Raw genomic sequence first — 20,827 nt, 5'->3', positions numbered from 1 at the left:
GTTTATTAAAAATTGATTGCATAAAAAAAGACTTTTTCATCAAGATCTTTTTCTTGAATCAAAGCCTTTTTAAATCTTTTACATTATCTAATTCTATATTACTGCCATTAAAACGAATTTAAATAATCCTTCATCTCGTTTATTAATTCTTCAGGAGACTCATACATACTCATATGCCCTGCGTTATTTAAAGTTGAAGTCTTAATATTTTCTTTTTGGACTGAAAAAGTCTTTTCAGGTGGAATAATCTGATCGTCTTTACCTGCTAGTAAAAGTACTGGTAAAGTCGTATCGTTCATTACATGATTTCTGTCAGGTCTATTTTTCATACTTATTAAGGCCTTAATTGTCCCATCTACTGAAGTTTTATACCCGATATGCTTTGCTAAATCTATTTCTGAACTATTCTTTTGAATATTTTTTGGAGAGAAAAGTTTCGGAATTAGTCCATCGACGACGTTTTTCACTCCTTCATTTTTGACTTTTTCAGCAGTTGCCGCTCTACCTTTTTTTGCTTCCTCACTATCTGGATAAGCCGTAGAATGAATTAATGAAAATCCATTTAAATAATTAGAGTATCTTTCAGCAAAGGCTAGTGTAATATAACCTCCTAACGAGTGCCCAAACAAAGTTACTTGATTAATGTTTAATTGATCTAGGAGATCTTTCAGCGTATCTGCATAATCTTCAATTGAATGTTCTTCTTTTATAGAAGTGGAATCTCCATGCCCTGGTAAATCAATAGCGATTACTCGAAAATCCTCTGCCAACTTTGGAATTACTTTGTCCCAATATGCATGACTTCCCATAAAACCATGAATTAAAACAATTGGCTTACCTTTCCCTTGATCCTTATAAGCAATTGATAAATTTTGAAGTTCTACTTTACTATTAATAATCTTTCAACTCCATTCAATGAATATTGGATTACTCTTTAATCACATTATAAATAGAAATTGCCAACAGTCAAAAATATATACTAATTTATGTTTTATATTTTACAAGTATCTAAAAAAAGATGTCTCACAAGTAATTTTACTTATGAGACATCCTAATATAATTAAATACCAATCCCCTATAACTTCCTACTCTAAAACCTATCTGTCTTTTGTTTAAATACTGTATCATTTTGCTGAACTTTATGATTCTTATTTTTATCAATAAATAAGTAAGCAATAGATAATACAATTAGCCACGGTATTCCAAATTGAAGCATAATCTTAAAGCCAGTAAACCAAGAAGTAATTGTTAGTCCTAACAATAAAATTGCTCCTAGTATAGTGAAGTAAGGGAAACCGATCATTTTTACTGGTAATTTCCGCCCGCCTGATTGTTCCCATTTCCTTCTAAAAAATAGATGCGAAATAAAGATTGTCATCCAAGTAAACATCGCACCAAACATTGAAATCCCCATCATAAATGCATATGAGGAATCAGGTAGAACTGCATTTACGATTCCAGCAACTACAATACCAATGGTTGAAACTGCAAGAGCATTTACAGGAACGCCCTTTTTACTTACTTTGCCTAAAATTTTCGGTGCATGATTACTTTTAGAAAGTGAATACACCATACGAGTTGAAGCATATAATTGGCTATTCATCGCTGACAAAGCTGCCGTTAAAATAATAAAATTCATAAATCCTGATGCAAAAGGTATATTTAAAATTTCCATAACCTTTACAAATGGACTTTCATCTACTCCTGCTGATTTCCACGGTACGATGATTAGCATGATTCCAATCGTTAATACATAAAAAATTGATAAACGAAAAACCGTTGCTTTAAGAGCTTTTGGAACAGCAATATCAGGTTCTTTTGCTTCACCCGCTGTAACCGCTATCATTTCAGTTCCTAGAAAACTAAATAACGAAATAAAGACAGCTACCCACATGCCCCACCAACCAAATGGCATAAATCCTCCGTCATTTGTTAAGTTCTCTACACCAATATTCCCGTGGTTAGATGTTCCAAACAAGACATAAGCTCCAAGTAGGATAAAACCAACAATTGCGCTTACTTTAATCATTGAAAACCAATACTCAAATGTTGCAAATGTATTAACACTAGTCGCATTGATATAGATTAATACTGCTGCAAAAAAGGCGATCCAAACGATTCCAGGTACAGTTGGAAACCAATATTTCATATAGACTGCAATGGCACTTACTTCTACTCCAACAGCAAGTACTTGTGCCACCCAATATGAATATCGGACAAGATAGCCAGCCATAGGATGGATATATTTTTCAGCAATTGTTCCAAACGAACCACTAGTAGGATGTGCAACAGTCATCTCAGCTAAGCAACCCATTAGTAGTAAGACGATAAATGCACCAACTGCATAACTAAGTAATACACTTGGGCCAGCAGTTTTTATTGCTAGTCCGCTTCCAAGGAATAACCCCGTCCCAATTGCACACCCCATGGCAATCATCGTTAGTTGACTAGTTTTCAACTCCCTTTTTAAGCCTTTTTCTTGCTCGTTTTCAATTTTATAATTAGTGGTGGATTTCTTCATGATTTCATCCCCTTGTCCCCTTAGATAGCCAACTAAACTTATGCGACAACTTCACGTTCATTTTTAAATTTTTCATATTGCTTTTCATTCATGATTTTCTTAAGTGTTTGTACAACTTCCCAAACTTCCTCGTAAGAAGTGTAAAGTGCTACTGGTGCTAGACGAATTATATTTGGTGCTCTGAAGTCAGGAATAATACCGTTTTCTTTCAAAGACTTACAAATACGAGCTGCTTCTTCATGCTCTAGACTGACATGTCCTCCTCGACGTGCATCCTCTCTAGGAGATCCTATGAAAAATCCCATTTCTGGTAATTCTTGTTCAATACAATCCATTAAAAATTGGTTAATCTGAAGTGATTTTTCTCGAATCGTATCAATTCCCGCTTCTGTAAAAATCTCCAATGATCCTAATAACGGTGCACAGCTTAATACATGTGGAGTCCCGATTTGATAAGCACCAGCCGTTTCGGCAGGAGTTAGCGTATGCTCCATATCAAATTGCTTATCTTTTCTAGAACTGAACCAACCTGCAAGTCCAGGCAATGCACCAAAATGTTTACGATTAACAAATAAACCACCTACTCCACCTGGTCCACCATTTAAGTGTTTATAATTACACCAATAGGCAAAATCAACATCCCATTCACTGAAAGAATGTGGAATTGAGCCAACAGAATGACATCCATCAAAACCGATTAAAATTCCTCTTTTATGAGCTTCTTCAGTTAAGCGCTTCATATCTAAAATTTGACCACTGCGATATAATACTGTTGGTAAAATAATTAAAGCGATTTCATCTGTCATTGCTTGAATAATATCTTCCTCTTCTAAATAACGTCCATCTTTACTTTTTACACAAATAAGGTCTTTTTCAGGATCGAGTCCATGAATACGTAGTTGACTTTGAAGAGCATAAATATCTGATGGGAAAGTAAGCTCATCAGCTAAAATCTTTTTTCGATTACCTTTTGGTTGATAAAAAGTAGCCACTAACTGATGTAAATTAACCGTCGTGGAACCGGTTACAATTACTTCCTCAGAAGAAGCACCAACTAACGGAGCTAATTTTTCTCCTAATTTTTCGGCCATGAAAAACCATGGATGATTTCCGTTTGTCCAACCGTCTATACCATAGTTCTTCCAATCATCCAATGATTCTAGTAAAGTACGTTCTGCTCTTTTAGAAAGTAGTCCTAATGAATTACCGTCCATATAGATTGAACCAGGTTTTAAGTAAAACTCATCTCTAAACTGTCTAAGTGAATCGAGACTGTCCATTTTTTTTGCGTATTCTAAACTTGTTTCTGTAATTTTCGTACTCATACTGTTCCTCCTCTATCAATCTACTATTTAAATCTATTTGTGAAAAAATCATATCAAATTAACTGACATTATGTCAATGACACGGTGTCACATTTTCAGATAATAAAAAAAGTTTCAACATAATGACCAGTTTTTTTGTTAACCTTACAGTGTTTTTCTGTCATTTCTTCCATTTTTATTCATTTACCTATATGCTAGAAGTAACTTATGTTGGAGGATCGTAGTATGAGTAATGACAAAGTAGAATCTAAGCGTCAATTACGTTCAATGATGACAAGACAAAAACTACTTGAGGCTGCTAAAGAAGTATTTCTTGAAGAAGGATTTCAAAAAGCGACGATAACACAAATGATAAAAAAAGCTGATATTGGTTACGGAACAGCTTATGTACACTTTAAAGGTAAGGAAGAGCTTTTGATTGTATTAATGGAAAGTGTAATGGAAAGGTTTTATGAAATCGCCGAAACTCACTTTTTTCCTGAAACGAAAGAATCCGCTGAATCGATTATTTATAAACAAGCTACTTCTTTTCTAAAAATGGCAGAAGATGAGCGAAATATGATGCAAATTTTTGAACAAGCAATCGGAGTATCCGAAATCATCTCAGACAGATGGAAAACGATTCGAGAAAAGTTTATAAATCGCATATCATTAGACATTGCCTATGCACAAGAAACAGGATTAGCAAGAAAAGAGTTAAACCACGAATTAGTCGCGCGTGCTTGGTTTTTTACAAATGAGATGTACTTATGGGAAATCGTTCGAAATGAACAGCATTATTCAATTGAAGACATTGCAAAAACAATTACATCACTTTATACAACCGGTCTTTATTAAGAGCCAAATTAAAAAGCTCAAACTTTTACTTCTAAAGTTAGAGCTTTTTTAACTTCCTATTTTGATTTAGCGCTACAATACATTTCTCGTAAAATAAACTTTTGAACCTTACCAGATGCATTTCTTGGAAGCTGATCAATAAATTCAACAACTCTAGGAATCTTATAACCTGCCATTCTTTCACGGCAAAAAGAGCCAATCTCCTCAAAAGATAGACGATGCCCTGGTTTTAATACAACAATTGCTGTTACCACCTCTCCCCATTTAGCATCAGGCGTACCGATCACTGCTGCTTCCAAAATAGAAGGATGCTCATATAAAACATTTTCAATTTCAACTGAATAAATATTTTCTCCACCAGAAATTAACATATCCTTACTACGATCAACTAATGTGATATATCCTTCCTCATCTACTACAGCTAAATCTCCTGTATATAACCAACCATCTTTTATCGTATCTGCTGTTTCTTGCGGCTTTTTATAGTATTCCTTCATGATTGTTTCACCTTTTAAGATCAATTCACCTACTTCACCTGGTAAAACATCTTGATCCTTTTTATTCACTACTTTAATGACTGTATAAAGTAATGGTGTTTTTCCCGTTTTTCCTAAATGATGCTCATGGTCTTCTGGTGAAAGATAAACTCCTGTTGGGCCCCCTTCTGTTAATCCACATAAGCTGAAAAATTGATTTGTATTAAATAATTTCATACTTTTCATTAAAATTTCAGGTGGCATAGGAGCTGCACCGTATGCACACCGTTCTACAGAAGAAAGATCAAATTGATCAGCATTTGGAACTTGCTGTAAATAGTTATACATTGTAGGAACCCCAAAAAATAAAGTAATTTTATACTTTTCAATATCCTTTAAAACATTTACTGGGTTAAAATCACGGTGGATCACATTTGTCATTCCCAAATATAATCCTGGTAATAGAAATATTACAAGCTGAGCACAATGGAATAATGGAGCAACATGTAAAAGCCGATCTTGGCAGCTTTGTCCCATAACTGCACTCAACCCATTTATGAGCTTTTCAATTCGTTTATAGTCGAAAAGCGCACCCTTTGGTTGTCCAGTCGTACCTGAAGTATATAGTAAATGAAAATCATCATCTCCGGAAATCTCTACTTGAGGATCTTCATCAATCGATGACAACACATCAAAGAAGCTTAAACAATTCGGCGATGAAGTTGCTGGAGCAGTAATGATCTTTCTTACTTTCGTTGAGGACTTTGAAGCATCAAAAACCACTTTTTCTAGTTCTGAATCGCAAACCACAATGACACTATCCGATTGCTCTAAAATATATTCAACTTCACGTGAAACAAGGCGGAAGTTAATTGGAACGACAACAGCACCTATTTTTACAGCAGCACAGTAACTAATCGCAAACAAGTCAGAGTTTGCCATCATTAGAGCTAGTTTTTCACCTTTTTTTAAACCTAGTTTCTGTAATCCCCAAGCAAAACGATTAACCACTTTATTGAATTCCATGTATGTGTAAGTACGGTCTTGATAGACTAATGCTAATTTATCTGGGTGCCTTTTTGCGTTTAACGATAATACATTTCCAAAACTCATTTGCTTACCCCCGTCTTAAATAATTTAGATTTAATCAACTGACCTAATAACTCCATTTTCAATGAATCGATTAATTGTTTGATTATCGTATCCTAAATTTAATAAAACTTCTTTTGTATTCGTTCCAGGTTTTACGCCAACATGTTGATAAGTAGGGTTAAACACTGACGTTTTAAAAGGTGAACCAACTTGCAATTGACTTGTACCGTCATTTTTTTTGACGTTTACTAAAAGCCCCCTTTCTTTTACTTGCGGATGCTCACATGCTTCTTCAAAAGTTAAAACTGGCTCAACACACGCATCAAATTTACTAAAAATTTCTATTAACTCATTATACGTTTTCTTACTAAATGCACGTTTTACTTCATTTTTAAATAAATCCAATTCCTCCTTATCCTCACTAAAAGAATAAGGAAGAAATTCCCTGATTTCTAATGCCTCACATAGCTGTTTTCGAAATGAAGGTTCAAGGCTGCCAACTGAAAAGAATCGTCCATCAGCTGTCTCGTAATAATCATAAAACACACCTCCATTTAACAGATGTTCCTCCGGCTTTGGATTAATTTTTTGAGTTAACCACCCAGAACCCATTAAAGATTGCAACGCAAAAGTACAGTCTGTCATGCTAATATCAACCCACTGTCCTTCACCAGATTGTTCACGATGAATGACAGCCGACAAAATGCCAATAATCGCGTGTAATGATCCGCCAACTTGGTCTGCAATTTGGATGCCCATTGGAACTGGACGTTCATTTTTTCTAGTTGAATAACTCAACACACCAGTTAATGAAAGATAATTGTTATCATGTCCTGCTCGATTTCGATAAGGTCCTGATTGCCCATAACCAGTAATTGAACAGTAAATTAATTTCGAATTAATTTTCTTTAATTGCTCATATCCTAATCCAAGCTTATCCAATACTCCGGGCCGAAATTGCTCAATGACAATATCATACTCTTTCACTAGCTTATAGATAATTTCAGTTGCTTCTTCATTTTTCAAATCAAGGGTAATAGATTTTTTAGAACGATTAATTGTTTGATGTGCGGCAGATTGGTCCCCATCAAATGGAGGTGAAGTTTGTAATAAGTCGGGATGAAATGGAGATTCGATTCGTAATACTTCTGCACCTAAATCCGCTAGGATCATAGTTGCATACGGACCTGGTAAAAGACGTGTAAAATCCAGAATTTTCAATTTATTTAACATATAGTTAACCTACTATTCAAAATAATTTCCTCACTCCATCTCAAAAAATTTGTTTTTATAAATTAATTATTCTAGATTACTTAGTATCTCTCCTTTTTTAAAAGAGAATGATAAAGCATATTATTGAATATTGATTTAAATTAACCATTTTAACCTACTGATTTAGAAAAAAGGGTTCACTTATAGGTAGTGGAATATTATTAACTTCAACAAATAATTATTTTACCCCTAAAGTATGGTGCATCTTTTTTGCTTCGATCAACATATTGTTTTTCAAACACATAATAAACCTCCCATTTAAAATAGACAAAGCTTTTGACATACGCATGCGATCCGATAGAAGATTATAAAAGCAGACATTGCATTAGGCGAATTTTTGCAAGTAGTATTGGACAAAATTACTCTATTTGAATATTTATTAAAATTTTACAATAAATATACAATATTAAATATTCTTAATAATTATTATAACTCGTACTTTTAAATTTCGTTCATTGAAGGAGTCAAAATATGTACAAATCACAACCAAGGTTTAACTATCTAACATTAAGAAACACTTATCCAAACGATATTATCATTATCGAACCTAAAAAAAAAACAATAAGCTCGAAGCGAATGGAGATTACTAATTTAACTTTTAAATACAAAAAATGAACCGATCAGGAATGGTCGGTTCATTTTTTACAAGTTTTCTTTATTCGTTCACATGAGATGCACTAATTTAAAAAACCACTTAAAGTGGTTTTTAATCACGCATTGCCCCTGCCTCACGAGAAGTCATTGCTCCCTGCCCATTGGCTACATCATTTTGAATTTGTTGTTTTACTTTTTGCGGATTAGTTCCTGATTGCATATTCGTTCCCATATTACCTTTTCCTTGTTGATTCCGCGGCATAAAATCCCTCCTTAATTTATTGTTAAACAATTTTATTATTTACAATAAATGTCGTTATATCCGAGAATTTGAGCTTAAAATAATTCCTAATTGAATATAAAATAGTTTGACTATTCAGATTTAACAATCTATAATCATATTAAACTAACTACCGGTAGTTAATACCGGAAATAAAAAATAGGAGATGATTTTTTATGAAATATCCACTTTCCCCTGATGTAAAACCTGAGTTTTGTACAACTGGCACATTTATGAGATTACCGTCTGCAAAAGAAAATGCGAAATTAGCAATCGTTGGCATGCCTTTTGATACGGCTGCATCGTTTCGTGTAGGTGCTCGATTTGCACCTCAAGCAATTCGCCAAGCTTCAATGACCCTATTTCCATATCACCCAATTCACAAGGTATATCCATTTGATGAAAGTAATGCAATCGATATTGGAGATGTGTCTGTTATTCCGCATAATATCCATCGTAGTTATAAAATAATTGAAGATGCGATGTTTGAATTAATGGATCAAAATATTATTCCGATTGCATTAGGTGGTGACCACTCAATTACGCTTGCAAACCTTAGAGCTGCCGCTAAAAAGCATGGGCCTGTTGCAATGATTCATTTTGATTCACATACTGACACTTGGGATACTTATTATGACGAAAAATACTGGCACGGGTCACCTTTCATTCGAGCTCATGAAGAAGGATTGCTTATACCAAATAAAGTATTCCAATTAGGAATTCGAGGTACTTTGAATCATCCTGGAGATATCGATGCTAGTCATGATCTTGGTTACAATGTTATTACGACTCCTGATATGTATGAACGAGGTTTTGAAGATATTTTAAAAGAAATAAAAGAAGTAATTGGTGATACTCCATGTTTCTTAACATTTGATATCGATTTTGTCGATCCTTCATGTGCTCCTGGAACTGGAACGCTAGAAGTAGGCGGTTATAATAGCATGGAAACTTTAAAAATGATCCGTTCGTTAACTGATTTCAATTTTGTTGGATTTGATCTAGTTGAAGTACTGCCATCGTATGATCCAACTCAAATTACATCACTTTTAGCTGCAACGCTAGTGCATGAATTTGCTAGTTTAGCTACATTGCAAATTAATAAAACGAACAAATAATAATGTTAACTATACTTTTGGAAAGAGTTGATAAATTGAATGAATAATTCTCCAATATTAAAACGTTCACTTTCCTTAGGACATGTTATTTTATTCGGACTATCATTTATGGCACCCATTACAGTTTTTACCACTTATGGTATAGCAATTAAAACAACAAATGGAATGATTCCAACAGCATATTTAATTTCACTAGTTGTTATGTTATTTACTGCTTACAGCTATGGAAAAATGGTGAAAGAGTTTCCTACGACTGGTTCAGCCTATACTTATGTTCAAAAAGGAATAAATCCATCAGTTGGATTTATTGTAGGATGGGTTATTTTATTAGACTATTTGCTTAGCCCAATGATTAGTGCATTATTATTTGGAATTTTTATTCATGCTTATTTACCGATTATTCCTGTTTCCATTTGCATTTTTATATTTGTAATCATCGTTACGCTTATTAACATTCTTGGAATAAAATTCGCCACAAATGTAAGCGCTATATTACTTGCACTACAAATTCTTTTCATCGTTCTGTTTTGTCTTTTTAGTATTAAAGGATTAATCGATGGGAAAGGAACAGGAGATTTATTATCGACTACCCCATTCCTTGATCCAAAAGTTCATTTTTCAAATCTACTATCAATTGTTCCATTACTATGTTTTAGCTTTTTAGGTTTTGATGCTGTAACAACTTTAGCTGAGGAAACTCAAAATCCAAAAAAATCATTACCTAAAGCAATCTATTTGATTACAATCATCGGTGGCATTTTATTTATTGCTTCTACTTATTTTGCTCAAAGCATTTATCCGAACTTTACATCTTTTAAAGATCCTGATTCAGCAGCAGTAGACATATTTATGTATGTTGGTGGAAATATATTAAATTCCTTTTTCCTAAGTGTGACAGTCACTGCTGCTATTTCCTCTGCTGTAGCTTCGGGTGGTAGTGGTGCTAGAGTTTTATATGCGATGGGTCGTGAAAATATCCTTCCTAATCGAATCTTTGGTTATATCTCCCAAAGATATAGGACTCCAATTTTCAATATTATTATCATTGGTTGTATTGCATTGACAGCACTTTTCTTAGATTTAGATACAGCAGCTGCCTTTATTAATTTTGGAGCTCTATTCGCGTTTACTTTTGTTAATCTTTCAGTGATTAATCATTTTATAGGTAGAAAAAAACAGAGAAATCTTAAAGGCCTGATATTGTATGGTGTTATTCCGTTCATCGGTGCAGCCATCACTGCATTATTTTGGTCAAAATTAGATATTCATTCGATAGTATTAGGTAGTATTTGGTTAGCTACTGGCCTTATTTATTTACTTTACTTAACAAAATTTTTCAGACAACGGCCCCCTGAACTAGACTATAATGAAACAAATTTAGATGTTCAATTGTAAAACTACCAGATAAGGAGATTAATATGAAAGCTGATATTGTCCTATCTAGCGAGGCTGTTTTTACTGGGCTTGAGGATAAACCAAGACCATTAGCAGTCGCTATATTAGAAAACCGAATTATTTCAGTAGCACCTATTGAAGAGATGAATACGCTTATTGGCGAACATACAATTGTCCAACATTTTGGGAATCATTTGATTATGCCCGGTTTCCACGACTCTCACGTTCATGCAATGATGGGCAGTCTCTCATTAGAAAGTGTCAATCTTTTTAATGCTCGCTCAGAATTAGAAGCTGTTAAGATCGTTAAAGAATTTTCGAAATCTATTCCTGAAAATGAGTGGATTATTGGTTTTATGTGGGATTCCAGCTATTGGGATAACAAAAAATTTCCGACTCGTTTTTCTTTAGATGAGGTATTTCCAAATCGTCCTGTTGTTTTATTCCATGCTGAGGGTCACTATACTTGGGTGAACTCTAAAGCTTTAAATATCGCTAATATAAATAAACAGACTAAAAATCCGTCAAATGGAGTCATTGAAAGGTCTTCAAATGGAGAGCCTACAGGAATTCTGATTGAAGAAGCTTCTTCACTTATTACAAAATATGCCTATGATTTTACAAAAGATAAAAAAAGAGAATTATTTAGGAGTTTTCTAAAAGAAGCTAGCCGTAATGGTGTAACTTCAGTAAATAATTTATATGGCACTGAGACGTTGAGTCAATTAGATGACTTTGAAATCTTTAAAGAATTTGAAATAAAAGATGCACTTCCTTTAAGAATGCATCTCTATCCTGTTTTAAACGGAGATATTAAAGAAGCCTTACAATTAAGGGAAAGATATCAATCTGATAAATTAAGAGTTTCCGGCTTAAAACAATTTATAGATGGTGTAGTGACTAGCCGCACAGCTTTTATGTTAGAGCCATATTCGGATTCTCCTGAAACTTTTGGCTTACCTGCACATTCAATTGAAGATTTAAAAAATTGGGTTGTTGATGCAGATGATCATGGATTTAATATTCGATTTCATGCTATTGGCGATGCTGCAATCCGGTTGGCGCTTGATTCATATGAAAATGCACAAAATATAAACGGAAAAAGAGACTCACGTCATTCGATTGAACATATTGAAGTCATTCATCCAGATGATATTTCTAGATTTGCTTCATTAGGTGTAATTGCTTCGATGCAACCAGATCACTTTGCCCTATCAGAAAGAGAGACATATACTGAACGAATAGGTCCTAAACGTGAAAAATATGTATTTGCAATTAATTCAATTAAAAAGACCGGAGCCCAACTTTCTTTTGGAACTGATTTCCCAATTGATTCGTTTAATCCTTTACTGCAAATCTATCGAGCTATTACTCGAATCGATAGTAGTGGCAAGGCAGTTTGGAATCCTGAAGAATGTATCTCCCTATCAGATGCATTAAAAGCTTATACTTACGGTTCTGCTTTTGGTACATCAAGAGAGCATGAATTAGGCACAATTCAAGAAGGAAAACTTGCTGATCTTGTTGTACTAGATCGAAATCTGTTTCAGATGCAAAAAGAAGAAATTCTTGAAGCTTCAGTTCAAATGACAATTAGTGACGGAAAAATTGTCTATTTAAAAGATAAAACTCTCTCTACAATAAAATAATAAAAATTAGCTCTGTTTCATAAAAACAGAGCTTTTTTAATAGTTGAAAAATATTTTTTAGACTTAGAGAAGATTACAGTTTATAATCTAGCTAACAACAGTTAGTTTCGGAGGATGAAGATGACAAAGGATAAGATTATTGCAGCAGCACTTGCCTTATTTTCTAAAAATGGCTATGAAGGCACAAGTTTAACTGAAATTGCAAAAGCAGTTGGAATTCAGAAACCATCAATATATAACCATTTTAAAAGTAAGGAGGAAATCTTTCTTACGATTTATGAGAATATATTATGGCTACATGTGAAAAAAGTAGATGAGTTGATGGGAGAAATAAGTGAACTATCTGCAAAGGAACAACTATACAAAATTCTAAATTTAACATTTGAATATTATATTGAGTTCGAGGAGCAATCTACTTTTGTTAATCGTGCTGTCTTTTTTTCTCCAGAACCATTAAAGGAACAATTACACACTCAGTTCATGGAATCTGAAGAAGCAATGTCAACTATTTTAAGATCAGTGATTGATAAGGGTATTAAAAACAGCGAAATTCGAACAGGGAATGTTGAAGATTTTGTTATGTCTTATTACTGTTTAATTGATGGTATCTTTATTGAATTATCATATTATGGAGCAGAAAAGATGAAGCCAAGAATATCAAACATTTGGCGAAACTTTTGGTACGGATTTCAAAATGAATAGCAAAAAAAGCATTCGATCAAACGAATGCTTTTTTCATATTACTGATTAGCTGTTAATTCTGATTTAAATTGCTGAACTAAATTGTCATCTGCAGGTGCAGCTGGTTTGTAAAATCCTTTTTGTAATGCATAATTGTATAATGTGCGTTGACGCGCTTCATCTTGATTACGTAATTGAATTAAAGTTTGTCTTAATTCATTATTATTAGATTCATTAATATATCCAGCGTAAGCCGCTAAACTAGCGTTTAGGCCTGCTAAATAATCATTTACCATATCTTTATCTTGAAACATAATCTTATCTCCTTATCCTAAAAAATTTAAAAGTTCTTGTCTTGATTGCTGTGCTGATTGAGCATCTCTTTGTAGTAATGCTTTTAATTCAGGATCAGAACAATTTTGAGCATAAGCCTCTAATTTATTTGCGATTGTACTATGCCCTCCGATAATATGACGAAGATTTTCTAATTCAAGTTCTGTTAATCCATTACTCATACTTGATTTCTCCTTTCGAACATAAAATTACATTTTTCACTTTTTCGTCTGCCTGCGTTTCTGTCCTTATCTGACATTCTTAATCGACAAGGTTTTTCGAACAGTCCACACGTTGACATTATTAATTTTCCAAAATACTGTAAAAAAATACGTAAAAAAAGCTCAATCTATACGAACAATAGATTGAGCTTTTGTCAAATTTATTTATATTTCACTGCTGAAATCAGCTTCTTCTAATTTAACCTTTTTCGTTTTCATCACTACTTTATAGCCAAGGTATCCAAGAATAAATAATGGTAGTCCAATATAAGAAACTGCAACACCATACCAGTCGATTTTGTCTCCTGTAAATGCTCCATAATTTGTTCCAAGCATTGCAACTAAACATAAAACTGTTGCTAAAACTGGCCCAAGTGGGAACCATTTTGCTAAATAAGGTAGATCTTTTAATTTTCTTCCTTGAGCGATATACGCTTTACGGAAGCGGTAATGCGTAATTGAAATGCCTAACCAAGAAATATAACCAGCTAAGCCCGCTGCATTTAATAACCAATTGTATACTGTACCATCACCAAATAATGAAGTTAAAAAGCAAAGTGCACCAATAAGAGTCGTTGCAATTAATGCACTTACTGGAACTCCACCTTTGTTTACTTTTCTTAAGAACTTTGGTGCTTTTCCTTCTTCAGCTAATACCCATAGTACACGAGAACCAACATATAAACTTGAATTACCCGCTGATAAAACTGAAGTTAATATTACTGTATTCATTGCAGCAGCTGCAAAAGCAAGTCCAGCATGTTTAAATACTAAAGTAAATGGACTAATCGCAATACTATCAACGTCTCCACCTAATAAGTTTGGATCTGTATAGCTGATTAAACAGCCGATAACGAAAATCGCTAATACGTAGAATAATAAAATACGCCAAAAGATTTGTTTGATTGCTTTTGGAATATTCTTTTCAGGATTTTCACTTTCCCCTGCAGTTACCCCAACCATTTCGGTTCCTTGGAAAGCAAAACCTACAATCATAAATACACTAAAGATTGATAATAAACCGCCTTTAAATGGCGCTTCTCCTTTTGTGAAATTATCAAATCCACCTGTATGACCACTCATAATTCCGAAAATCATTAATAATCCAATTACAATAAAAATAATAATTGTAGCTACTTTAATAAGTGAAAACCAAAACTCAGATTCTCCATATCCTTTTACAGATAATACATTTAATCCAAAAATTAAAACAAGGAATATAGAACTCCATACGATCCCTGGAGTATGTGGGAACCAATATTTCATAATTAAAGCCGAAGCTGATAATTCTAACGCAAGGATAATTGCATTGTTGTACCAATAATTCCAACCAACAGCAAAACCAAGAGCTGGATCGACAAATCTTGAAGTATATGTGCTAAAAGAACCCGAAATTGGAATAAGAGTTGCCATTTCGGCTAAGCTAGTCATTAGGAAATAAACCATAATACCAGCAATTAAATAAGCAGCAAGAGCTCCACCTGGACCAGCATCATGAATAGTTGCTCCACTCGCTAAAAATAGACCAGTACCAATCGTACCACCCATCGCGATCATTGTTAAATGTCTTGTTTTTAATTTTCTTTCTAAGTGTTCTTTTTTAGGCGCGTTACTTTGAACAGTGAAGTCACTTTTACGGTTTGTATTTTGCATGAATACACCTCTTTATTTTAAATTAAAATTTCTCCTAGAATTTAAATCTTTAAAAGCTCGCATACCAGTTGATCTTTGACAACTCGTCATTCGTCAAGATTTTGCAAAACACATTCTAATACTAAGCCTGGAAACTGAGCGATGTAAAGATGAAAATCCTCCCTTCTCAATTTAACAAAGGAACAAAACTAACACTCTCAATGCTGATAGCGTTTTCATTTTTTTTGCTTTCATCATCGAAATGTACTTAATTAAAATTATCATAATTTGACGAAAAATAGAAGGAGTTTTTTCATTGTTTAGATAATTTAGAGTTATTTAAGTATAGTTAAATTTTCAAAAATCGTATATTTATTTGAAACAATAAATATATATTAAATCCAAATTCGACATACTTCAACAATAAATTATTCGATTGGTAAAAATTATATAATGAAAGCGCTTTGTAAACTTGTATCCTTATTTTATAAAGCTTTAGACTCTTTAGAAGTTCAAAATTAATTATCTGTCTATAGGAAAATCGTCATTCTTTCGCAGGTGAAATGTCATGAATTTTTATCTTTAACATCATGGACTCTATACAAAAAAAATGAATAAAATAAGTTGATAGTTTTCTGAATTTTTAGAACGGAAAAATTCAAAAAAACATTCTTCCTATTTCCCGAAGAATGCTTTAGAACAATTTTTAATTTCTCTTATGGGGTAACGATATTGATCTCTTGATTGAAATGATCAAATAAATTTAACATCTCTATTAATTTCTGCTTATTCCCTTTAATGTTTAACTTTCCACTTTCAATTGCCTGATTTACATCAAGTTTCCCAAGCATAATTAAATAAAAAGTTACTTTGTCTACAGATAGTGATGCATCAGAATTAGGAGTTGTTAAACCTTTACTATAATTAAAAACAGCGTTCTTAATATCAATTGTGTAATTTGTATTCAAATCAGTAATATTTACATTAAATGTAAAATTTTTATGACTTGCTTTTGGTCCATTAAGTGTAATTGAAATATAATCAAAAAAATCATTTACTTCCATACTTAAGATTATCTGAGGATCTACGGTACTAATAGTTTGTGAACCATCTAACTTTACAATCCCTTTTCTCAGTTCTTCTGCCCCTGTTAAATAATAATTTCTCCAGGCTGCAGATTCGGACTGATATCCTAATTGCTCGTAAGATTTTGCTAGTAAGTTCTTTGCCTTTTTATTATTAGGATTTGCCATCACAACGTTTTTCAAAACTTGCGCAACCCACCGATATTCCCCTTTTTCAAAATCCGCTTTTGCTAGCTTCAATATTTTCTTTTCTCCACCCATATATTGAACATATTTAGTTCCACTCTCTACTTGTGGAAGTGGATCTAAATCAGATGGGTTTCCATTAAAATAGCCTAAATAATAATTGTAAACTGCTTTGGCATTTTGCTTTAAATTACCATAATATCCTCGATTCGCCCAATACTTATCAAGGCTACCAGGTAGTTTTATTTGTTCAGCTATTTCATCTGCAGTATATCCTTGGTTTGCTAAACGAACTGTTTGATCATGAATGTATTTATATAAATCCCGTTGCTTTGACAGATGGTCTATTACACGATTTTTCCCCCATAACGGCCAGCTATGTGCTGTTATTAATGCTTCGATTTCTTCTATACCAAATAATTTGATTGTATCATCCAATGCTTTTACCCACTCCGAAGCATCTCGTGTTTTTGCTCCTCTTAAAGTATAGAAATTATGCATTGTATGCCCTGTATTTTTAGCTACTACTAAAGTTTTGTAATCATTTATGTAATAATGCATTTCTGAAGGTGCTTCAGTATTTAACGTTAATAAAAACTTGAACTGAACGCCATCAATTTTCATCGTTTGTACTTTATCTTTTATTTCAATTGTCGGTGGCAGAAAGCTAATTGTGCCTTTACTAAGTCTTGGACCAATCCCATTTGTTACGTATCCTTTTTTATTTACGGGTAGAAGCATTCCGAACATATATCCCGCTCTTCGTGACATGATATTACCTAAAAGGATATTCTCACTTACTACTTCCTTCGAAAAGTTTAATGGTGCAATAATTGGTACTTTTTCAGGATTTGCTGCATATTGCAAAACTCCTTTTATCCCTCCAAAATGATCAGCATGACTATGACTAATAACTACTGTACTAACTGGTTTATTAGGGCGATTTGCATAATATAATTCCATCGCTGCTTTTGCAGTTTCAGTCGTTGATAATGTGTCTAATATGATTAAACCTGTTCTACCTTCTACAATTGTCATCACAGATACATCTTGTCCACGAATTTGATATACCCCATCAACTACCTTATAAAGTCCCGGAGTATCTAGTAATTGAGCTTGTCTCCATAAGGACGGATTTACCGTTAAAGGCGCGGGTCCATCATTAATAATAGAATATTGATCTTGATCCCAAATAACAGCACCTTTTGAATTTTTTATTTGATTTTGCATTAATGGTGCGATGAACCCTTTATGTGCATCAATAAAATCTTGCTTATCTTTGAAATTTAATTCACTATAAATTTTTTCATTTGATTTAATTGTATCCATCGTAGGAGGCATGGCCTGAGAATATACACTGTTAGCATTAAAAGTACTACACAATAAAATCGCTAATAGTAGATAAATGGTTAATCTTTTTGAATTTAATTTTTCAAACATGATATTACTCCTATTTTTAGACATCTACAGATAGAATTGGAACAAAAAGCAACGTATAATTTCAAAAACGTTACTCTTTGTTCCAATTTATTTTTTATGAGGATATGTATGTTTACTATTAATAATCTTTCTTAAATCTCCTCTGAATAAAGCATCTTTCATTTCTTTAGGATGAAACGGTATAAATGGAGCTAAATAAGGAACACCTAATGATCTAATTGATGCCATATAAGCAATCATAATAATGAATCCTATGAGCAGTCCTTTTAATCCGAGAAAGTATCCTAAAAATAAAAAGATAAATCGTAATGTTAAAACTGATCCGTATAATCCACCTGCGGCTATCGAGATGCTAGATAAAAAATTAAGACCCACTACAATCAAGGTAATAGAATGGATAAGTTTTGCGGCCACTGCCGTTTGGCCAACTACGATTGCCCCTATAAGTGAAACAATAATGACAGTCGACTTAGGTATTCGTAACGAAGCTTCCGTTAGTAATTGAAAAATTAACATGACAAATAAAATCTCTACGATTACAGGGAAAAGTGTATCTGATTTCTTAAAAAAGATTTTAGCAAAATGATCCGGTACCCAATCTTGGTGAAAGCGGACAATTGTTACATAAGCACCTAATAAAATGATAGAAAATAACCAACTAAATAAACGCATAAATCTGTTACCGTAACGACCTGATTTTGTATTATATTCATCAGGTTGATGGAAGTAATGAAGAAAGAGCGATGGAACGATTATGCTATAAGGAATTCCGTTTACTAAAATTGCAACACGCCCTTCATATAGCGCTGAAACAGTTACATCTGGTCGTTCGCATGTAAAAACAGTTGGAAAAAATGTTTTTTTACCTTCCAGTGCGTCTTCAATAACTCTAGCTTCTAATAGATAAATAACATCTAGCTCTGTTATTCTTTTTCGTGTTTCTTCAAGAACTTTTTGATCTACAAATCCATCCATATATAGAATTGAAACGTCTGTTTTCGTTTCATTTCCTACTTGTAGATTTTCGATTGATAATTTATGAGACTGTATCCTATTACGGATAATATTAACATTTACCTTTAGCTGTTCATTAAATCCAACTAAAGAACCCTTCACCGATCTTTGCGTATCAGGCTCAGTTACTGAACGCATTTGCCATTCTGCAGTATCTGCTAATATTCCTTCGTTATAACCATCAATTAATATGAGCGTTTTTCCTTTTGATAGTCCGGCCAAAACTTCTTCATTCAATGTCACCTTCATGACATCCGCGGCCAAAAGATGACGTGTGATTATGACATCCATACTATCGAATTTAATAACCCTTAACAAAGGAGCAAGAATATTATCTTGAACGGCTTCTATATTCGTTATTCCATCTAAATATAAAACGGCCGCATCTCTGATGACTTCATCATTAATCGTTAATTGTCTAATTTTTAAATCAGTTGATTGGTTAAATTGTTCTTTTAAATAGTTAATATTCTTATCTAAACTTACATTTAGGTTAGTTTGTTCTAAGTTATTCACTTAAAATCTCCTTAGCCATATTTTTGTTTAGAATAACCATTTAGTTCCAAAATATGTAATTTCAAATCAAACAAAAGGACTATTGAACCCAATTAAAAAGAGAGTAATAGTCTTTCAGGCATTTATACCAATATCACGTTTACTTATATCAGTATTAAAAACTTTAATATCCCAAAAAAGAGGAAATATGTTAAATTTACATCACAAATTAATTTGAAGTGTTAATAATAGGTGGTGTAAAAAATGCATTTACAAAAATTAGAATTTCTCGTGGAAGTTGCTAAAACTGGATCCATTTCATCTGCTGCGGAAAATCTTCATGTTAGTCAATCAGGAGTTAGGCAGGCGATTACTAGGGTTGAGGAAGACCTTCGCATAAAAATTTTTAATCGGTCTCGATTTGGTGTCACTTTAACAAAAGAAGGTATAAATATTATCAATAAATCTAGGGAAATCCTTTTAAAATATGAAGAATTAAAAGAAGAAGCACGTAAAGGTAAAGAACAATATACAAGTGATTTCAGTGTTTCAACAATTCCAATATTTATTAATCATTTTTTAGCACCCTTAATGGAGTTTCGAAAAAAAAATGAAAATATGACGATCGAAATAATTGAAAATAGTACAGTTCGAACAATTGAATCTGTTTTTAAGAACGAACATGATATTGGAGTCATTTGTCTATACGGTGATATTTTTAAGGAGTCTGATCAATTAATATCAGAAATTATACTACAAGGCAAAATGAAGGTATTTGTAAGCAAAAACTCACCGTTTGCCGTAACAAAAAAAATTACGCCTGAAGAATTACTTTTTGAAAAATTTATCTTATACAACGGAGATTGTATAAAATGGTTTTCGAATAAATTTCAGCAGAAATACGGCAATATAAATATATTATTTTCATCAAATCATACTGATGCAATTGCGAGAGCGATCTCAAGTGGAGTAGCGATTAGTTTTGCTCCTGATTTTGCTTTAAAAAATAATCCATATGTATTGCAAGGTGAAATTGTTGAAATTGAATTAATAAATTATGATCAAATAGACGTATCCCTCGGACTTATCCGCTCAAAATTGAAGTCCCTATCTCAGCTTGAAAAACAGTTTATAAGATTAATAAAATCTAAGATGCTTTCTTACGAAGGCTAACAAAATTA

The 20,827-nt window shown here is 33.1% G+C and carries 17 protein-coding genes; 6 read left to right on the top strand and 11 right to left on the bottom strand.

Features of this window, described 5'->3' with window-relative positions; genetic code table 11:
* Positions 1-107: 107 nt before the first annotated feature.
* The 3 genes from BM319_RS06670 to kynU form a co-directional block, all read right to left on the bottom strand.
* Positions 108-863: an alpha/beta fold hydrolase gene (locus BM319_RS06670; protein ID WP_353615541.1), complete on the bottom strand. Its 756-nt coding sequence runs from the start codon at positions 861-863 to the stop codon at positions 108-110.
* A 227-nt stretch (positions 864-1,090) separates the two neighbouring features.
* Complete coding sequence (locus BM319_RS06665; RefSeq protein ID WP_091021929.1) at positions 1,091-2,521, bottom strand: amino acid permease; 1,431 nt, start codon at positions 2,519-2,521, stop codon at positions 1,091-1,093.
* Between the two features lie 38 nt (positions 2,522-2,559).
* Positions 2,560-3,846, bottom strand: a complete 1,287-nt coding sequence (gene kynU, locus BM319_RS06660; RefSeq protein ID WP_091021926.1) for a kynureninase — start codon at positions 3,844-3,846, stop codon at positions 2,560-2,562.
* Positions 3,847-4,071: 225 nt separating this feature from the next.
* On the opposite strand from kynU, the gene BM319_RS06655 reads away from it, so the two are divergent.
* A complete protein-coding gene (locus BM319_RS06655; protein WP_091021923.1) occupies positions 4,072-4,683 on the top strand; it encodes a TetR/AcrR family transcriptional regulator in 612 nt (203 codons plus the stop codon).
* Positions 4,684-4,739: 56 nt separating this feature from the next.
* Here BM319_RS06655 and BM319_RS06650 read toward each other — a convergent pair whose 3' ends face one another.
* From BM319_RS06650 to BM319_RS24620, 3 genes are all read right to left on the bottom strand, one after another.
* On the bottom strand, positions 4,740-6,272 hold the full coding sequence (locus tag BM319_RS06650; protein ID WP_091021921.1) for a long-chain-fatty-acid--CoA ligase: 1,533 nt from the start codon (positions 6,270-6,272) through the stop codon (positions 4,740-4,742).
* Positions 6,273-6,302: 30 nt separating this feature from the next.
* Positions 6,303-7,484: a CaiB/BaiF CoA transferase family protein gene (locus tag BM319_RS06645; RefSeq protein ID WP_091021919.1), complete on the bottom strand. Its 1,182-nt coding sequence runs from the start codon at positions 7,482-7,484 to the stop codon at positions 6,303-6,305.
* Between the two features lie 745 nt (positions 7,485-8,229).
* Complete coding sequence (locus BM319_RS24620) at positions 8,230-8,379, bottom strand: hypothetical protein (protein ID WP_175495577.1); 150 nt, start codon at positions 8,377-8,379, stop codon at positions 8,230-8,232.
* 194 nt (positions 8,380-8,573) lie between these two features.
* Between BM319_RS24620 and speB the strand changes: the two genes are divergently transcribed.
* The 4 genes from speB (at position 8,574) to BM319_RS06625 (ending at position 13,261) form a co-directional block, all read left to right on the top strand.
* On the top strand, positions 8,574-9,515 hold the full coding sequence (speB, locus tag BM319_RS06640) for an agmatinase (protein ID WP_091021917.1): 942 nt from the start codon (positions 8,574-8,576) through the stop codon (positions 9,513-9,515).
* Between the two features lie 39 nt (positions 9,516-9,554).
* Positions 9,555-10,910: an APC family permease gene (locus BM319_RS06635; RefSeq protein WP_091021915.1), complete on the top strand. Its 1,356-nt coding sequence runs from the start codon at positions 9,555-9,557 to the stop codon at positions 10,908-10,910.
* Positions 10,911-10,933: 23 nt separating this feature from the next.
* A complete protein-coding gene (locus tag BM319_RS06630) occupies positions 10,934-12,559 on the top strand; it encodes an amidohydrolase (protein ID WP_069033531.1) in 1,626 nt (541 codons plus the stop codon).
* Between the two features lie 120 nt (positions 12,560-12,679).
* The gene (locus BM319_RS06625) at positions 12,680-13,261 is read left to right on the top strand and encodes a TetR/AcrR family transcriptional regulator (protein ID WP_175495576.1); all 582 of its coding nucleotides are present in this window, start codon (positions 12,680-12,682) and stop codon (positions 13,259-13,261) included.
* A gap of 38 nt (positions 13,262-13,299) precedes the next feature.
* Here BM319_RS06625 and BM319_RS06620 read toward each other — a convergent pair whose 3' ends face one another.
* The 5 genes from BM319_RS06620 to BM319_RS06600 all read right to left on the bottom strand — a co-directional run bounded on the left by BM319_RS06620 (position 13,300) and on the right by BM319_RS06600 (position 19,667).
* Positions 13,300-13,554 carry a spore coat protein gene (locus BM319_RS06620; protein ID WP_069033529.1) on the bottom strand — a complete coding sequence of 85 codons (255 nt, stop codon included), beginning with the start codon at positions 13,552-13,554 and terminating at the stop codon, positions 13,300-13,302.
* Positions 13,555-13,566: 12 nt separating this feature from the next.
* Positions 13,567-13,755 (bottom strand): hypothetical protein, encoded by a 189-nt coding sequence (locus BM319_RS06615; protein ID WP_091021911.1) that lies wholly within the window; start codon positions 13,753-13,755, stop codon positions 13,567-13,569.
* A gap of 204 nt (positions 13,756-13,959) precedes the next feature.
* Positions 13,960-15,447 carry an amino acid permease gene (locus BM319_RS06610; RefSeq protein ID WP_091021909.1) on the bottom strand — a complete coding sequence of 496 codons (1,488 nt, stop codon included), beginning with the start codon at positions 15,445-15,447 and terminating at the stop codon, positions 13,960-13,962.
* A 695-nt stretch (positions 15,448-16,142) separates the two neighbouring features.
* The gene (locus tag BM319_RS06605; protein WP_175495575.1) at positions 16,143-18,137 is read right to left on the bottom strand and encodes an alkyl/aryl-sulfatase; all 1,995 of its coding nucleotides are present in this window, start codon (positions 18,135-18,137) and stop codon (positions 16,143-16,145) included.
* 87 nt (positions 18,138-18,224) lie between these two features.
* Positions 18,225-19,667, bottom strand: a complete 1,443-nt coding sequence (locus tag BM319_RS06600; RefSeq protein ID WP_091021904.1) for a spore germination protein — start codon at positions 19,665-19,667, stop codon at positions 18,225-18,227.
* Between the two features lie 243 nt (positions 19,668-19,910).
* On the opposite strand from BM319_RS06600, the gene BM319_RS06595 reads away from it, so the two are divergent.
* A complete protein-coding gene (locus tag BM319_RS06595) occupies positions 19,911-20,819 on the top strand; it encodes a LysR family transcriptional regulator (RefSeq protein WP_091021902.1) in 909 nt (302 codons plus the stop codon).
* Positions 20,820-20,827: the final 8 nt, after the last annotated feature.

This window comes from Bacillus sp. UNCCL81 (assembly GCF_900112535.1).
Classification (GTDB): domain Bacteria; phylum Bacillota; class Bacilli; order Bacillales; family Bacillaceae_G; genus Gottfriedia; species Gottfriedia luciferensis_B.
This window is presented reverse-complemented; position numbering and strand designations above follow the sequence as displayed.

What these genes read in the sequence shown, in the direction of transcription:
- BM319_RS06665 (WP_091021929.1), bottom strand. Translation starts at nt 2,521, where the DNA reads ATGAAGAAATCCACCACTAATTATAAAATTGAAAACGAGCAAGAAAAA.
- kynU (WP_091021926.1), bottom strand. Translation starts at nt 3,846, where the DNA reads ATGAGTACGAAAATTACAGAAACAAGTTTAGAATACGCAAAAAAAATG.
- BM319_RS06655 (WP_091021923.1), top strand. Translation starts at nt 4,072, where the DNA reads ATGAGTAATGACAAAGTAGAATCTAAGCGTCAATTACGTTCAATGATG.
- BM319_RS06650 (WP_091021921.1), bottom strand. Translation starts at nt 6,272, where the DNA reads ATGAGTTTTGGAAATGTATTATCGTTAAACGCAAAAAGGCACCCAGAT.
- BM319_RS06645 (WP_091021919.1), bottom strand. Translation starts at nt 7,484, where the DNA reads ATGTTAAATAAATTGAAAATTCTGGATTTTACACGTCTTTTACCAGGT.
- BM319_RS24620 (WP_175495577.1), bottom strand. Translation starts at nt 8,379, where the DNA reads ATGCCGCGGAATCAACAAGGAAAAGGTAATATGGGAACGAATATGCAA.
- speB (WP_091021917.1), top strand. Translation starts at nt 8,574, where the DNA reads ATGAAATATCCACTTTCCCCTGATGTAAAACCTGAGTTTTGTACAACT.
- BM319_RS06635 (WP_091021915.1), top strand. Translation starts at nt 9,555, where the DNA reads ATGAATAATTCTCCAATATTAAAACGTTCACTTTCCTTAGGACATGTT.
- BM319_RS06630 (WP_069033531.1), top strand. Translation starts at nt 10,934, where the DNA reads ATGAAAGCTGATATTGTCCTATCTAGCGAGGCTGTTTTTACTGGGCTT.
- BM319_RS06625 (WP_175495576.1), top strand. Translation starts at nt 12,680, where the DNA reads ATGACAAAGGATAAGATTATTGCAGCAGCACTTGCCTTATTTTCTAAA.
- BM319_RS06620 (WP_069033529.1), bottom strand. Translation starts at nt 13,554, where the DNA reads ATGTTTCAAGATAAAGATATGGTAAATGATTATTTAGCAGGCCTAAAC.
- BM319_RS06615 (WP_091021911.1), bottom strand. Translation starts at nt 13,755, where the DNA reads ATGAGTAATGGATTAACAGAACTTGAATTAGAAAATCTTCGTCATATT.
- BM319_RS06610 (WP_091021909.1), bottom strand. Translation starts at nt 15,447, where the DNA reads ATGCAAAATACAAACCGTAAAAGTGACTTCACTGTTCAAAGTAACGCG.
- BM319_RS06605 (WP_175495575.1), bottom strand. Translation starts at nt 18,137, where the DNA reads ATGTTTGAAAAATTAAATTCAAAAAGATTAACCATTTATCTACTATTA.
- BM319_RS06595 (WP_091021902.1), top strand. Translation starts at nt 19,911, where the DNA reads ATGCATTTACAAAAATTAGAATTTCTCGTGGAAGTTGCTAAAACTGGA.